15 protein-coding genes and 1 tRNA gene are annotated in these 14,746 nt (G+C 74.9%); 10 read left to right on the plus strand and 6 right to left on the minus strand.

The window, feature by feature from the left end; all coding sequences use genetic code 11:
* The first annotated feature begins 31 nt into the window (after positions 1 to 31).
* The 10 genes from FYC51_RS01305 to FYC51_RS01350 all read left to right on the plus strand — a co-directional run bounded on the left by FYC51_RS01305 (position 32) and on the right by FYC51_RS01350 (position 8,869).
* Positions 32 to 104, plus strand: a tRNA-Arg gene (locus tag FYC51_RS01305).
* Positions 105 to 157: 53 nt separating this feature from the next.
* Positions 158 to 805 carry a DUF2461 domain-containing protein gene (locus FYC51_RS01310; RefSeq protein ID WP_148731896.1) on the plus strand — a complete coding sequence of 216 codons (648 nt, stop codon included), beginning with the start codon at positions 158 to 160 and terminating at the stop codon, positions 803 to 805.
* A 118-nt stretch (positions 806 to 923) separates the two neighbouring features.
* Positions 924 to 1,457: a sigma-70 family RNA polymerase sigma factor gene (locus FYC51_RS01315; RefSeq protein WP_148731897.1), complete on the plus strand. Its 534-nt coding sequence runs from the start codon at positions 924 to 926 to the stop codon at positions 1,455 to 1,457.
* Positions 1,444 to 2,232, plus strand: a complete 789-nt coding sequence (locus tag FYC51_RS01320) for a hypothetical protein (protein ID WP_148731898.1) — start codon at positions 1,444 to 1,446, stop codon at positions 2,230 to 2,232. The genes FYC51_RS01315 and FYC51_RS01320 overlap by 14 nt, the downstream gene beginning before the upstream one ends.
* Positions 2,233 to 2,395: 163 nt before the next feature.
* Positions 2,396 to 4,366, plus strand: a complete 1,971-nt coding sequence (locus FYC51_RS19710; protein WP_274379473.1) for a TPM domain-containing protein — start codon at positions 2,396 to 2,398, stop codon at positions 4,364 to 4,366.
* Positions 4,367 to 4,487: 121 nt separating this feature from the next.
* Positions 4,488 to 5,225: a PspA/IM30 family protein gene (locus FYC51_RS01330; RefSeq protein WP_148731899.1), complete on the plus strand. Its 738-nt coding sequence runs from the start codon at positions 4,488 to 4,490 to the stop codon at positions 5,223 to 5,225.
* A gap of 146 nt (positions 5,226 to 5,371) precedes the next feature.
* The gene (locus FYC51_RS01335; protein WP_148731900.1) at positions 5,372 to 5,995 is read left to right on the plus strand and encodes a J domain-containing protein; all 624 of its coding nucleotides are present in this window, start codon (positions 5,372 to 5,374) and stop codon (positions 5,993 to 5,995) included.
* A gap of 33 nt (positions 5,996 to 6,028) precedes the next feature.
* On the plus strand, positions 6,029 to 6,910 hold the full coding sequence (locus tag FYC51_RS01340) for an arginase family protein (RefSeq protein ID WP_148731901.1): 882 nt from the start codon (positions 6,029 to 6,031) through the stop codon (positions 6,908 to 6,910).
* 85 nt (positions 6,911 to 6,995) lie between these two features.
* Positions 6,996 to 8,438 (plus strand): dihydrolipoyl dehydrogenase family protein, encoded by a 1,443-nt coding sequence (locus tag FYC51_RS01345; protein ID WP_148731902.1) that lies wholly within the window; start codon positions 6,996 to 6,998, stop codon positions 8,436 to 8,438.
* On the plus strand, positions 8,435 to 8,869 hold the full coding sequence (locus FYC51_RS01350) for a Fe-S oxidoreductase (protein ID WP_148731903.1): 435 nt from the start codon (positions 8,435 to 8,437) through the stop codon (positions 8,867 to 8,869). The genes FYC51_RS01345 and FYC51_RS01350 overlap by 4 nt, the downstream gene beginning before the upstream one ends.
* Before the next feature lie 3 nt (positions 8,870 to 8,872).
* On the opposite strand, the gene FYC51_RS01355 is transcribed toward FYC51_RS01350, so the two are convergent.
* From FYC51_RS01355 to FYC51_RS19500, 6 genes are all read right to left on the minus strand, one after another.
* Positions 8,873 to 9,889: an iron-siderophore ABC transporter substrate-binding protein gene (locus tag FYC51_RS01355; protein ID WP_148731904.1), complete on the minus strand. Its 1,017-nt coding sequence runs from the start codon at positions 9,887 to 9,889 to the stop codon at positions 8,873 to 8,875.
* A gap of 145 nt (positions 9,890 to 10,034) precedes the next feature.
* A complete protein-coding gene (locus FYC51_RS01360; RefSeq protein WP_148731905.1) occupies positions 10,035 to 10,841 on the minus strand; it encodes an ABC transporter ATP-binding protein in 807 nt (268 codons plus the stop codon).
* Positions 10,838 to 11,917, minus strand: coding sequence for a FecCD family ABC transporter permease (locus FYC51_RS01365; RefSeq protein ID WP_238476162.1), 1,080 nt, complete (start codon positions 11,915 to 11,917; stop codon positions 10,838 to 10,840). Before FYC51_RS01365 ends, FYC51_RS01360 begins: the two co-directional genes overlap by 4 nt.
* Positions 11,914 to 12,966, minus strand: a complete 1,053-nt coding sequence (locus FYC51_RS01370; protein WP_148731906.1) for a FecCD family ABC transporter permease — start codon at positions 12,964 to 12,966, stop codon at positions 11,914 to 11,916. The genes FYC51_RS01365 and FYC51_RS01370 overlap by 4 nt, the downstream gene beginning before the upstream one ends.
* Before the next feature lie 18 nt (positions 12,967 to 12,984).
* On the minus strand, positions 12,985 to 13,944 hold the full coding sequence (locus FYC51_RS01375; protein WP_148731907.1) for a siderophore-interacting protein: 960 nt from the start codon (positions 13,942 to 13,944) through the stop codon (positions 12,985 to 12,987).
* 63 nt (positions 13,945 to 14,007) lie between these two features.
* Positions 14,008 to 14,746 (minus strand): amidase family protein (locus FYC51_RS19500; protein WP_274379474.1); only part of this gene is annotated, 739 nt, incomplete at its 5' end.

Raw genomic sequence — 14,746 nt, forward strand, 5'->3', positions numbered from 1 at the left:
GCCCCGGCAGTGGTAGTGTCTACTGCTGTGCGCCTCCGTAGCTCAGGGGATAGAGCGCCGGTTTCCGGTACCGTAGGTCGGGGGTTCGAATCCCTCCGGGGGCACTCCAGGCGATAGCCTCGCCGAGCCGTTCCGAACCTCCCGAGAGGAGGCGGAGATGAGCGTGTTCACCGGCTGGCTCCCGGGTGCCGTGGCGTTCTACGAGGGCCTCGAGGCCGACAACTCCAAGGCGTACTTCACGGAGCATCGCGCCGAGTACGACGAGCTCGTGCTCGCTCCGATGCAGGCGCTGCTCGACGATCTCGCCGGCGAGTTCGGCGAGGGTCGCGTCTTCCGGCCGTACCGCGACATCCGGTTCAGCGCCGACAAGTCGCCCTACAAGACCGCGATCGGGGCGACGGTCGGCGGGTCGGGCTACGTGCAGTTCTCCGCGTCCGGCCTCGGGGTCGGTGCCGGATGCCACGTGATGGCCCCCGACCAGCTGGCACGCTTCCGGGCGGCCGTCGCGGACGATCGCAGCGGCGAGGCGCTCGTCGCGGCGGTGTCCGCCGTGGAGGCCGGCGGCGTCGGCGTCTCGGCGAGCGACCGCCTGAAGCGCGTGCCGCGCGGGTACGATGCGGACCACCCGCGAGCCGACCTGCTGCGCGACAAGGACCTCACCGCGTGGGTCGACTGGCCGGTCGAGCCGTGGCTGCACACGCCCGAGGCCGAGGACCGGGTCGTCGACGCGCTGCGCGCGTCCCGCCCGCTCACGGACTGGCTCGACGCCCATGTCGGCGCGTCGGAGTCCGAGCGATCGCGCTGACGTGCCGGCGCCGCGCGCGACTCCGGCACGGGGCATCCGCCCGCGCACCCAACGAAACGGCCCGCTCGTTCGTCGGTACAGGTGACGGCGGAGTCCCGCCGTCGGGAGGAGGACTCGGGTGGCGCGCCCGTGGGACGAGGTGGCGACGGCGCTGGTCGTCGAGCGCGGCGACGCGCTCAGCCGCTACGCCTACCTGCTCACCGGCAGCGTCGACGACGCCGCCGACCTCGTGCAGGACGCCCTCGTCCGCACCTTCGGCACGCCCCGCCTCGGGCTCACGCTGCCGCGCGCGGAGGCGTACGTCCGCCGCGCGATCCTCAACCAGGTGATCGACCGCTCCCGGCGCGACGGCACCTGGCGGCGGGTGCGGCACCTGGCGGCCGCGCCGTCGAGCGTCGACTCGCCGAACGCGGCGACCGACGAGCGGCTCGACCTGCTCGAGCGGATCCGGGCGCTCCCGCCCCGGCAGGCGGCGTGCATCGTGCTGCGCTACTACGAGGACCTCACGGTCGACGGCATCGCCGCCGTGCTCGGCATCAGCTCGGGCGCCGTGAAGCGCTACCTGAGCGATGGCCTGCACGCGCTCGCCTCCTCCCTCGATCCGGCCGCGACGCGCGCCGCGCGCACGGGAGGCGACCATGTCAGCACCTGATCCCACCAACGGCCTCGGCGAGGGCCTGAAGCGTGCAGCGGATGCCGCGACGCCGCGTCCCGTCGACATCGACGCCGTGCTCGTGGCGAGCCGTTCCCGACGCCGGACCCGACGCACGGCGATCGCAGGCGGTGCGGGTGCGCTCGCCGCCGTGCTCGTCGTGGGCGGACTCGTGATCGGCCTGCGCGGCGGCGGCGTCTCCGGCGGCTCGTCGACCGCCGACGCGCCCGTCGTGTCGGAGTCGGCCGACGGGGAGGCCGAAGCCGGGCAGGGAGACGCGGGCTCGGGCCTCATGCTCGCGATGCCCGAGCGCGTGTACCGCTGCGGGGCGGCCGTCGCTCCGGTCGCGGATCCGACGGGCGCGCCGCTGGCGGTGACGGTGGCGCCGCCGGTCGCGCCGGTGCCGCCCGGCGGATCGGCATCCGTCATGGTCACGGTCACGAACACGGGCACCGTTCTCATCGAGGGCGAGCTCTCGCGCGTTCCGGCGATCACGGTGGCCGACGTGGACGTCGTGGCCTGGCACTCGACCGGCACGTCCGAGGCCGGCGCCATCGGGATCTCGCTCGCGCCGGGCGAGTCCGTCACCCTCCCGGGCGTGGTGGAGGCGCTGCGCTGCACGGCGGCGGACGACGACGGCACGGGCCTTCCACCGGACCTCCCGCCCCTCTCCCCCGGGCCCTACGGCCTGGGTGCGGCCGTCGCCTTCTCGACGCCCGCGGAGGGCATGGTGCTGCTGCTCTCGTCCCCGCTGGTGCCGATGACGGTCGGCTGATCCCCCGGCACCTGTGGAGCCGCTGCGAGCGGACGCGTCCGGCATGGACGGGGCCTCCGACTCCCCCATAGACTCGGGATGGCCCGCGGGGGCGGGGGAAGGGCACTGGTGCATGTCGTCGCGAGGTCGCACGTCAGCTGTTCTCGGGATCATCGTCGGCGCGGTGCTCGCACTCGGTGCGACCGCGCCCGCCATGGCGGAGGATCCGGTCGACTTCGGGCAGGGCCCGATCGTCGACACGGTGGGCGCCCTCGGCGCCGACACCGCTGAGGTCGAGGCGGCGATCGAACGAGCCGCCGACGCGAGCGGCCGCCAGCTCTTCGTGGCCTACGTCGACGAGTTCACCAACCCCGAGGCGGCCGACGCCTGGGCGAACGACACCGCGATCGGCAACAACATGGGCGCCGAGGACTACCTCCTCGCGGTCGCCGTCGACGGTCGCGCCTACTACCTCTCGGCCGACGCGAACGCATCGCTCTCCGACGAGGAGCTGACGCGGATCAGCCAGCAGGTCATCGAGCCGATGCTGCGCGACGGCGACTGGGCGGGCGCCGCGATCGCCGCCGCCGACGCCATCGGCGGCGGCAGCACGGGCGGAGGAGGAGGCGGCGGCTGGGGCTGGGTGCTCTTCCTCGTCATCGCGGCCGCGATCGTCGCGATCATCGCCATCGTCCTCGCACGCCGCAGGCGGAAGGCGGAGGCGGAGGCCGGGCCGGCCGGTCCGCCGCAGCCCTCGATCGACGAGCTGCGGCGGCAGGCGGGCAGCGCCCTGGTGCAGGCCGACGACGCGGTGAAGACGAGCGACGACGAACTCGGGTTCGCGGTCGCGTCCTACGGCGAGGAGGCCACGGCCGACTTCAAGGCGGCCCTCGACGGTGCGAAGGCCAAGGTCGCCGAGGCGTTCTCGCTGCAGCAGCAGCTCGACGACGCCGACCCCGACACCGACGAGGAGCGCCGCGCCTGGTACTCGGGCATCATCCGGCTCACGGGCGAGGCCGATGCGATCCTCGACGAGCAGGCCGACCGGTTCGACGAGCTGCGGGCGCTCGAGCGGAACGCGCCCGCCGAGCTCCAGCGCGTGCAGGGCGAGGCGGATGCCGCGGCGACGCGCGTCTCCGCAGCACCGCAGCGGCTCGCGGCCCTCACCGGCACCTACGCGGCATCCGCCGTGGCCCCCGTCGCCGACAACCCGGCGCAGGCCGACGCCCGGCTCGCGTTCGCGCGCGAGGAGCTCGCGCAGGCCTCGACCGCGGTCGCCGCACAGCGCGCGAGCGACGCCGCCGTCGGCATCCGCGCGGCCGAGGAGTCGGTCGACCAGGCCGTGCTCCTCGCCGACGCCATCGACCGCCTCGCGACCGACCTCGCCGCCGCCGACCAGGCCGTGTCGGCCGGCGTCGCCGACCTCGAGGCCGACGTGCAGACCGCGCGCGGGCTCGGCGACCCGGGCGCCACGACGCTCGCCGACCGCGTCGCGGGCGAGGCCGCGGCACTGCGCGCGGGGCTCGGCGCCCCCGGACGCGATCCCCTCGCGGCGCAGGCCCGCGTCGAGCAGGTGAACGCCGAGATCGATGCCGCGATCGCCGGGGTGCGCAACGCCGCGGAGCAGCGCGCCAGGGCCGAGGCGCAGCTCGGCCGCTCGCTCGCGACGGCACGCGCGCAGGTGCAGGCCGCCGAGGACTACCTCGTCGCCCGGCGCGGCGCGGTCGGCGCCGAGGCCCGCACGCGCCTCGCCGAGGCCGGCCGCCTGCTCGTCGAGGCGCAGGCGCTCGCACCGACCGACCCCGCGGGCGCGCTCACGACCGCGCAGCGGGCCGAATCGCTCGCCCGCACGGCGCTCTCGCTCGCCCAGCAGGACGTCGGCGGCTTCGGCGGCGGGATGGCCGGCGGCTTCGGCGCGGGCTACGGCGGCCAGCAGGGCGGCGGAGGCGGCGACCTGTTCGGCGCGGTGCTCGGCGGCATCCTCATCAACTCGGTCCTCGGCGGCGGCGGGGGCGGCGGGGGCGGCATGTTCGGCGGGGGCCGCAGCAGCGGCGGCGGATTCGGCGGCGGATTCGGTGGCGGCGGACGACGTTCGCCCGGCAGCTTCGGCGGATCGGGCACGCGATCGCGCCGCGGGAGCGGAGGCCGCTTCTGAGCCCCACCGACCACTCCGGGAGGACCCGCCGACACCACGCGACGACCCGCCGACACACCCGACCATCACACGACACGACGACCACGACACGACGGACACGCACCACAGGAAAGGGAACACCATGACGAAGCAGTCCATCTTCGGCCGCATCTCGCAGCTCGTGCGGGCGAACATCAACGCCCTCATCGATGAGGCCGAGGACCCGCAGAAGATGCTCGACCAGATGGTGCGGGACTACACCAACTCCATCGCCGACGCCGAGGCCGCGATCGCCGAGACGATCGGCAACCTGCGCCTCCTCGAGGACGACCACCGCGAGGACGTCGAGGCGGCCCGCGAATGGGGCGAGAAGGCCCTCGCGGCGAGCCGCAAGGGCGACGAGCTCCGCGCAGCAGGCGACGCGTCGGGCGGCGACAAGTTCGACAACCTCGCGAAGGTGGCGCTGAGCCGCCAGATCTCGTCCGAGAACGAGGCCAAGGCGGCCGAGCCGCAGATCGCCGCGCAGACCGAGGTGGTCGACAAGCTCAAGGTGGGCCTCAACGGCATGAAGGAGAAGCTCGTCCAGCTGCAGAACAAGCGCTCCGAGCTCATCGCCCGGGCCAAGACCGCGCAGGCGCAGCGCCAGGTCCACGACGCCGTGAAGTCGATCGACATCCTCGACCCCACGAGCGAGATCGGCCGCTTCGAGGAGAAGATCCGCCGCGAGGAGGCGGTCGTGCGCGGCCAGGCCGAGCTCACCGCCTCGAGCCTCGACGCCCAGTTCAACGAGCTCGACGACCTCGGCGAGCTCACCGAGGTCGACGCCCGCCTCGCCGCGCTGAAGTCCGGCGGCTCGTCGCAGGGCGCCATCTCGGGCTGAATCCGGGCAGCGAAGGATGCCGCGGGCCGCACGGGCCCGCGGCATCCGTGCGTCGGCGGCAACCGGGACACGATCGGGCCAGGGGGCTCGCGCACGCCGATCGCAAGGCGTGGCCGGATGCCGTCCGTGCGGCGTACCGTGGCCGCATGACGCCCGACGAGGCCGCCGAGGTGCTCGGCGTCCGGCCCGACGCCGACGAGGCCGAGATCGAGCACGCCTACCGGCGCCTCGCCAGGGAGCTGCACCCCGACCTCGTCGCGGGCTCGTCGCCGGGCGCGCTGCGGGCGGCGAACGACCGCTTCGTCGCCGTGATGACGGCGCACGAGGTGCTCCTGCTCGTGGCACGCGCACGGGCACGGCTGAGCGGCGCGACCGAGGCTCCCCCGCCGGCCTCGCCCGCGGGCCGGCCCGGGCGGCGCGCATCGGATGCCGCGGCATCCGATGGCACGGCGGAGCCGTTCGGGTGGTGGCTATTCGCCACCTGGACGCTCGTGCTCGTCGTCGGGGCGCTGCTCTGCGTCTCGGGACTGCCGGTCTGGTCGCCCGTCGACCTCTGGCTGCGGGTGATCCTGCTCGTGGGCTTCGCGCTCGCGACCGGGCTCACCGGCCGGCGCTGGGTGTGGCGGGTGACGCTCGTGCTCATCGGGCTGAACGCGATCGCGACGGTGCTCGCCACGACGTTCGGCGGCCTGCTGGGTCTCGGATTCATGATCGTGGCGAGCTTCGGGCTCGCGATCCAGGCGCGGCTCGTGCGGTTCCCCGACCAGTGACCTGCGCGCCGTGCGCGCGCGATACTGTGAGGCATGCCCGCAACGTTCGTCGTCGTTCCCATGTGGCAGGGCTCCGTGTCGGCGCGTGCGATGAGCCACGCCGACGGCGCGGCCGCGATCCGCGGCGACCTGCCCGCCGCAGCCACCGTCGTGGTCGACGTCCCGGTCGAGGCCGGCGACGCGCTCGGAACGGGAGTGCGCCGCTACAGCGCGCTCCGGCGCGTGCGCGAGCGCACCGAGGAGGCCCTCGCCGCCGTGCCCGACTGGGCGCTCACGGTCGGCGGCGACTGCAGCGCGTCGCTCGCCGCGGTCGCGCACGCGTCGCGTCGTGCCGGGGGCGAGCTCGCCGTGCTCTGGCTCGACGCCCACCCCGACCTCAACACGCCCGAGACCTCGCCGTCGGGCGGGTTCGGCGGCATGACCCTGCGGGCGATCGCCGGCGAGGGGGCCGACGGCCTGGCGCTCGACGCCGACACCCGCGTCCCGCCCGCGCGCCTCGTGCTGGGCGGCGTGCGCGCGATCGACGACGAGGAGCAGCGCTTCATCGACGAGCACGACGTGGCGGTGCTCACGGTCGAGGACCTCTCCGACCCCACCATGGTCATCGCCGCGCTCCAGGACACGGGCGCGTCGCAGGTGTTCGTGCACATCGACCTCGACGTGCTCGACCCGTCGGCGCTGGCGGGGCTCTCGTACCCGATGCCGTTCGGCATCGACACCGCCGCGCTCGTGGCTCTGCTGCGCGCGATCGTCGCAGCGTTCCCGCTCGCCGGCGCGGCGATCGCGGGGTTCGCCCCGGCGTCGCCCGAGGCCGCGGAGGACGACCTGCCGACCATCCTGCGACTCGTCGCCGCGCTGACGTCGGGCCCCGCCCGCGACGCCGACGCCGCGGCATCCGACGCCGCCTCGGCCTGAGCGCGCAACGGGTGCCGCGCGTCGGCCGTTCTGCCTAGGCTGGGCCATGTCTGCCCGGCGCCGGCCGGGTTCGGAGGGGAGCAGCATGGAGCGCGAGGTGGACGTCGTCGTGATCGGCGCCGGGCCCGTGGGCGAGAACGTGGCGGACCGGGCGAAGGCCGGGGGCCTCGACGTCGTGCTCGTCGAGCACGAGCTCGTCGGCGGCGAGTGCTCGTTCTGGGCGTGCATCCCGTCGAAGACGCTGCTGCGCTCCGCGGCGGCGCTGCGCGCGGCGCGGCGCGTGGGCGGGGCCGCCCAGGCGGTCACCCGAGAGCTCGACGTCGCGGCCGTGCTGAAGCGGCGCGACTACTGGGTGTCCGACTGGGACGACGCGGGCGCGGCGAAGTGGGTCGCGAGCGTGGGCATCGAGCTGGCGCGCGGACACGGCCGGCTCGACGGGCCCCGGCGCGTCGTCGTCACCGGCGCCGACGGCGCGGAGACCGCGTTCGTCGCCCGGCACGCGGTGGTCGTCGCCACCGGATCCGACCCGGCGATCCCGCCGATCGTCGGGCTCGCCGAGGCGTCGCCGTGGACGAGCCGCGATGCGACGAGCGTCAAGGCGCCGCCCGAGCGGCTCGCGATCATCGGCGGCGGCTTCGTCGCGGTGGAGATGGCGACCGCCTTCGCCGGCTTCGGCACCGAGGTCACCGTGCTCGCCCGGCACGACGTGCTCGGCGACATGGAGGACTTCGTCGGCGACGCGGTCGTCGCGGGCCTGCGCGAGCTCGGCGCGACCGTGCGCCTGGGCGTGGAGCCGACGCAGGTCGAGCGCAACGGCTCGGGCGAGGTCGTGCTCACGCTCGACGACGACTCCACCGTGACGGCCGACGAGGTGCTCGTCGCCACCGGCCGCGTCCCCCGCTCCCGGTCCGTCGGCCTCGAGACGGTCGGCCTCGAGCCCGGATCCTGGCTCGACGTCGACGAGACGATGCTCGTGCGCGGCGCAGATGGCGACGGCGACTGGCTCTACGCCGTGGGCGACGTGAACCACCGCGCGCTGCTCACCCACCAGGGCAAGTACCAGGGCCGGGCCGCGGGCGACGTGATCGCCGCCCGTGCCGCCGGGCGCCCGGTCGACACCGCGCCATGGGGGGTGCACGTCGCGACCTCCGACCACGCCGCCGTGCCGGGCGTCGTGTTCGGCGAGCCCGAGGCCGTGTCGGTGGGACTCACCGAGGCGGCGGCCCGTCGTGCGGGACGCGAGGTGCGCATCGCCGACGTGCCGATGCAATCAGCGAGCGGCGCGGGCATCCTCGCCGACGGCTACGAGGGCCGCGCGCGCCTCGTCGTCGACGCGGAGCGCGACGTGGTCATCGGGGCGACGTTCGTCGGCCAGGACGTCGCGGAGCTGCTGCACAGCGCCACCATCGCGGTCGTCGGCGAAGTGCCGGTCACGCGCCTCTGGCACGCCGTGCCCGCGTTCCCGACCATGAGCGAGGTGTGGCTGCGCCTGCTCGAGGACCTCGGCCGGCCCGAGGTCGAGGCATGAGCCGGTTGGGGTTGATCGACTCCCCCATCAGCCGCGCCGGCTACTGGTGGGCGACCTTCGTCGGCTTCACCTGGGGCTTCCTCTGGAGCACCGGCCGGGTGGAGCGGCGCGGCGGGCTGATCGTCTTCACGGGCATGCCCAAGTGGACGTTCGGGCGCGGCGGCTCGTGCGTCGGCGGCTGCTACCTCACCGACCGGAACGCGGGCGACCTGGTGCTCGGGCACGAGGCCGTGCACCGCGAGCAGTGGCGCAGGTACGGCATGCTCTTCCCGCTGCTCTATCTCGTCGCCGGGCGCAATCCGCTGCGCAACCGGTTCGAGATCGAGGCCGGGCTCGAAGCGGGCGGCTACCTGCCGAGACGCCGACCGGCCCGGGCGTCGCGCGCTGCGGCATCCGGACCGGTCGATCGGAACGCGCCCCGGGGCGCGTGAGCGTCAGCCCGCCTGGGCCGCCGTCGAGAGCGAGGCCACGAGCTCGTCGAGCCCGTAGGTGAGCGAGAGGGCGGTGGGCGGCGAGACCGCGGCGATCAGCTCGGTGCCGACGACTTGCGCCACCTGGCCGCGCGAGACCGCGGGGATCGCCTGGATGGGCGCCGAGGCGAGGAACGCGTCGGCCTCCTCCTGGGTGTCGTGGTAGCTGATGACGAGGTCGCTCTCGAGCTGGTCGAGCTGCTCGTACGAGAGCGTGTAGTAGAAGGGCGAGTCGCCGTTCGCGAGCTCCGCGACGGCGGGCGCGTCCTCGAGGCCGAGCGCCGAGAGGAACTCCACGCGCGAGTCCTCGGGCGTGTAGACGTAGAACGTGCCGGCGACGTCCCACACCGCGGCGACGGTCTTGCCCGCCAGCTCGGGGTGCGCCTCGGCCTGCGCGGCGAGCTGGGCGTCGAGGTCGTCGAGCACGGCCTGCGCCTCGTCGGCGAGGCCGAGCGCGGTGCCGACGATCGTGACGGTCTCGCGCCACGGCGTGGTCCACGCCTCGTCGGGGTAGGCGACGGTCGGGGCGATCTCGCTGAGGAGCTCGTACTGCTCCTCGGTGATGCCCGAGTAGGGGGCGAGGATGACGTCGGGCGCGGCCTCGACGAGCTCCTCGTAGGGCGGCGCCTCGCCGTCGTCGGTCAGGATGATCGGCGTCTCGGCGCCGAGCTCTTCGAGCTCGTCGGCCACCCACGGGAGCACGCCGTCCTCGTTCGCGCCGTACTCCTGCTGCGCGATCGCGACGGGCACGACGCCGAGCGAGAGCGCAGCCTCGGTGCTGCCCCAGCCCCACGTGGCCACGCGCTCGGGCGCGGCGGGGATCTCGGTCTCGCCGAAGGCGTGCTCGATGGTGATCGGGAACCCCTCGCCCGCTGCGGCGTCGGAACCGGTGTCCTCGGGGGCGGCCGAGGAGCACCCGGCCAGGGCGAGGGCCGCCGCTGCGGCGGCGGCGAGGACGGCGATCGTGCGTCGGGCGTGCATGAACTCCCTTTCGAAGGTGGGGTGGATTGAGGTTAGCCTAACCTAAACTCGCGACGCCGTGAAACCCGGTGCAACGCGGCGTCGGCGGCCGCATGCGGCGTCGCAGGCGTTACCCGCACGCCGTCACAGGCGGCCTCGCACGCCGTCACGCCTGGTGGTAGCGACCGATCGGCACGATCATGGGCGAGCGCGACACCGGGTCCTCGGCGACCACGCAGTCGAGCCCGAACGCCGCGCCGACGGTATGCGCCGTCATGACCGCCGACGGCTCCCCCGCCGCCGCGATGCGCCCGCCGTCGACGACGACCAGGTGGTCGGCGTAGCGCGCGGCGAGGTTCAGCTCGTGCAGCACCATGACCACGGTCGTGCCGTGCTCGCGGTTGGACTCGGTGAGCAGGTCGAGCAGCTCGAGCTGGTGGCTCACGTCGAGGAAGCTCGTCGGCTCGTCGAGCAGCACGATGTCGGCGCGCTGGGCGAGCGCCATGGCGATCCAGACCCGCTGGCGCTGGCCGCCGGAGAGCTCCGCCACGGCGCGATCGGCGAGCTCCGACGTGCCGGTGGCCTCGAGCACCTCCGCGACGATGCGGTCGTCGTCGCTCGAGCGCCCGCCGAACCAGCCGCGGTGCGGGTGCCGCCCGCGGGAGACGAGCTCCGAGACGAGCACGCCGTCGGGCGCGACCGGCTGCTGCGGCAGCACGGCGACACGGCGGGCGAACTCCTTGGGCGCGAACGAGCGGATGTCGCGGCCGTCGAGCGTGACCCGGCCGGCCTCGGGGCGCATGAGCCGGGCGAGGCCGCGCAGGAGCGTGGACTTGCCGCTCGCGTTCGGGCCGACGATCGCGGTGATGCGGCCGTCGGGCACCTCGAGGTCGAGCGCCTCGATGACCCTGCGGCCGTCGTACGCGAGCGTGAGCGACTCGGCGCGGAGCGCACGCGGTGCTGACCGGGTCATCCGTCTGATCCCTTCCGGTTGCCCCTCGCGATGAGCCAGAGGAGGTACGGGGCGCCGATGAGGCCCGTCACGATGCCGACGGGCACGGCGATGCCGGCGAACGCGTGCTGCGCAACGAGGTCGGCCACGAGCACCATGGCGGCGCCCGTGAGCGCGGATGCTGCGAGCGCCGCGTGCCCGTGTCCCACGAGCGCCCGGGCGATGGGCGCCGACACGAGCGCGACGAACGCGATCGGCCCGGCGAGCGCGGTGGCGACGGCGACGAGCCCGACGCCGAGCAGGATCGCCGTCACGCGCGCACGGGTGGCATCGAGCCCGAGCGAGCGGGCGCTGTCGTCGGAGAGCGAGAGCAGCGGCATCCGCGGCGAGAACAGGGACGTGGCGACGAGCAGCACGGCGACCGCGCCGCCCGCCGTCGCGAGCTCGGGCCAGCCGATCGAGCCGATGCCGCCGACCATCCACACGAGCGCCTCCGAGGCCTCGCGCACCTCCGCGCGCGTGAGCAGCCAGCCGAGCAGGCCGCTCACGATCGACGCGAGGCCGATGCCGACGAGCACGAAGCGGATGCCGGTGAGCCCGTCGCGCCACGCGAGGCCCCACATGAGGCCCGCGACGACCAGCGCGCCCGCGAACGCGGCGAGCGCGACGGCCGGGCCCTCCAAGCCGAGCAGCAGCATCGAGCCGACCGCGGCGAGGCTCGCACCGCCGGTGACGCCGAGGATGTCGGGGCTCGCGAGCGCGTTGCGCAGCGTGGTCTGGAACAGCGCCCCGCCGAGCCCGAGCGCGGTGCCGGCCACGATCGCGGCGACGACGCGCGGCAGGCGCAGTCGCAGCACCACGAACTCCGCCTTCGGCGAGCCCTGGCCCGTGAGCGCGGCGAGCACGTCGCCGACCGTGAGGCCGGCCGCGCCGAGCACCATCGACGCGACGGCCGCGGCCAGCGCCACGAGCGACACGGCGACGAGCACGGATGCCGCGCGCCGCCGCCGGCGCGACCGCGCCCCCGCGACGCGCCCGGCGACGACCTCGACGGGGTCGCCCGCGGCCGCGGGTGCGACGAGCGGTGCGGCGGTCACAGCGACGCTCCCCGGCCGCGACGGACGAGCGCGATGAGGACGGGCGCGCCCACGATGGCGGCGACGATGCCCGCCTCGAGCTCGGCCGGCGCCACGACGACCCGCCCGATCACGTCGGCGGCCACGAGCACGATCGCGCCGAGCACGCCGGCCAGCGGGGTCAGCCACCGGTAGTCGGCGCCCACGAGGCCGCGGGCCGCGTGCGCCACGGCGAGCCCGAGGAGCGCGATGGGTCCCGCGAGCGACGTGGCGGTGGCCGCGAGCACGATGACGGCGACGGCGGTCACGATCCGCGTCGTCGAGAGCCGCACGCCGAGGCCGCGAGCGACGTCGTCGCCGAGCGCGAGCAGGTTCATGCGCCCCGCGAGCCAGCCCGCGAGCACGAGGCCGGCGGCGAGGAACGGCCAGAGCACGCTCGCCGTCTCGAGGCCGCGTCCGGCGAGCGAGCCGACCGACCAGAAGCGGTACTGCGAGAGCGTGCCGACGTCGCGGATGAGCAGCAACGTGATGAGCGGCGTCGTCGCGGCCGTGACGGCGGCGCCGGTCAGGGCGAGGCGGGCAGGACTCGCGCCGCCGCCCACGGAGCCGATGAGGAAGACGACGACCGCCGCCAGCGCGGCGCCGCCGAAGGCGAACCAGATGAAGCCGAACGGCGAGGCGACGCCGAGGAACGCGATGGCCGCCACGACCGCGAGCGAGGCGCCCGCGTTGATGCCGAGGAGGCCCGGATCTGCGAGCGGGTTGCGCGTGGCGCCCTGCAGGATGGCGGCCACGACGCCGAACGCGGCGCCCGCCATGATGCCGATGATCGCGCGCGGCAGCCGCAGGTCGCGCACGACGACCTGGTCGGGGTCGCCGGGCACGGGCGCGGTGAACGCCTGCACGACGACGTCGAACGGCACCTGCCTGGCGCCGATCGCGAGGCTTGCGATCGCGACGAGCGCGAGGAGACCCACGGCGATCCCGAGCGTGGCCGCCGGTGGGAGCCGTCGACGCTGCCGCCGGTCGGGCGCGCCGGTCGGGTGCGTCACCGTGGCGGTGCGCGGCATCCGTTCGACCATCCCTCGTCAGTCGAGCTCGGCGCGCCCCATGCGCCAGTAGCCCATGAACGCCACCTGACGGCGGTCGAGGCCGGCCTCGCGCACGAGGAAGCGACGGAGGGTGGTGATGGCGGTTGCCTCGCCCGCGAGCCAGGCGTAGCAGTCGCCGTCGAGGCTGTGCCCCTCTGGCACGTCCCACAGCGGCGTGCCGGGCAGGTCGTCGTGCTCGGCGGCGGCGAGCGCCGCGGCGGCCGCATCGACGTCGCTCGTCGACAGGCCGCGGGCCGCGAGGTGGCGGACGACCCAGTCGCGCACCGCGGGGACGAGCAGGCCGCCGTGCGCGCTGTCCGTCGCGGTACGCGGGAGCCAGCGCACCTCGACGCCGGCGGGGGCGCGCACGTCGAGCCGGTCGCCCTCGGCGGGCACCTCGATGAGGGCGACGCCCGAGGCGTCGGCGGGGAGCGACTCGAGGATCGACGCGATCGCGGGAGCCGCCGTCTCGTCGCCGGCGAGCAGCAGCGTGTCGACCTCGCCCGGACGCCAGTCGATGCCCACCGTGCGGCCCGGGCTCAACTCGTCGGGCCCGATGAGCACGATCTCGTCGCCGGGCGCCGCGGTGGCGGCCCACGCCGAGGCGGGGCCCGCGTCGCCGTGCGCGACGAACACGATGTCGACCTCGCGCGCTTCGGGGCGCACCGCGCGCACGGTGTAGGTGCGGAACGGGTTGCGCAGCTCGGCGGGCAGCTCGCGCCACGCGCCGTACCAGTCGTCGCCCTCGGGGAACGCCGCGAAGCCGATCTCGGGCAGCGGGAGCACGACCTTCACGCGCTGGTCGAGCCCGGCCGTGCCGAAGTCGCGGAGGTCGGCGCCGGCGAACGTGACGCTCGTGAAGTGCGGCGAGAGGCGTTCGACCCGCGACACCTGCACTCGGAAGCTGCGGTAGGCAGGGCGCTCGCGCGGGGCGGCTTCAGCGAGTGAGGTAAGCATTACCTAAGTCTTGCACACGCTCGCAGGCGTCATGAATCGCGACGTCACACGCGCGCAACGACGTCACCAGGTCGACGGATGCCGGTGCCGCCGCCGCACGCGCCGCTCCAGCTGCGCGCCCAGCGCGAAGAGCGCGGCCTCGCCGCCGGGACGACCGATGAGCTGCACGCCCATCGGCAGCCCGTCGGCGGTGTCCTCGACCGGCACGGTGATGGCGGGGAGCCCCGAGACGTTCACGAACGACGTGAACGGCGTGAACTGCACCTGCTGCGCGAAGTTCCGCTCGCCGTCCTGGGCGTCGTACCAGCCGACGGGCGGCGGCGGCGTGGCGAGCGCGGGCGTGAGCACGGCGTCGAACGAGGAGAACCGGCGGATGACGCGCTCCTCGAAGCCCGCGAGCCACGCGAGCGCCTCGGCGAGCTGTCGTGCGGACACGGCACGCCCCCGCTCGACGAGCCATCGCGTCAGGGGCTCGAGCAGCGCCTCGTCCGCGCCGTCGACGGGGATGGTGGCCGCCCCCGCCTGCCAGATCGTGCGGAACGCGTCGGGATAGCCGGGCTCGGGCTCGGGCGCCATGGCCTCGATCCCGTGGCCGAGCCGATCGAACTCGGCGATCGCCCGGTCGAGCGCCGACCGAGCCTCCTCCGACACCTCGATGTCGTAGCCGTCGTCCCACGGGGAGTCCATCATCACGCCGACCTGGAAGCGCCCCTCGCCGCGGATCGCCGCCCCGAGGTACGGTCCGTCGTCACCGGGCGCGCGCACCGCGAAGCGGTGCGCCCCCCGGGAGCCCGCCCGGGCG

The organism is Agromyces mariniharenae (assembly GCF_008122505.1).
GTDB classification, from domain to species: Bacteria; Actinomycetota; Actinomycetes; order Actinomycetales; family Microbacteriaceae; genus Agromyces; species Agromyces mariniharenae.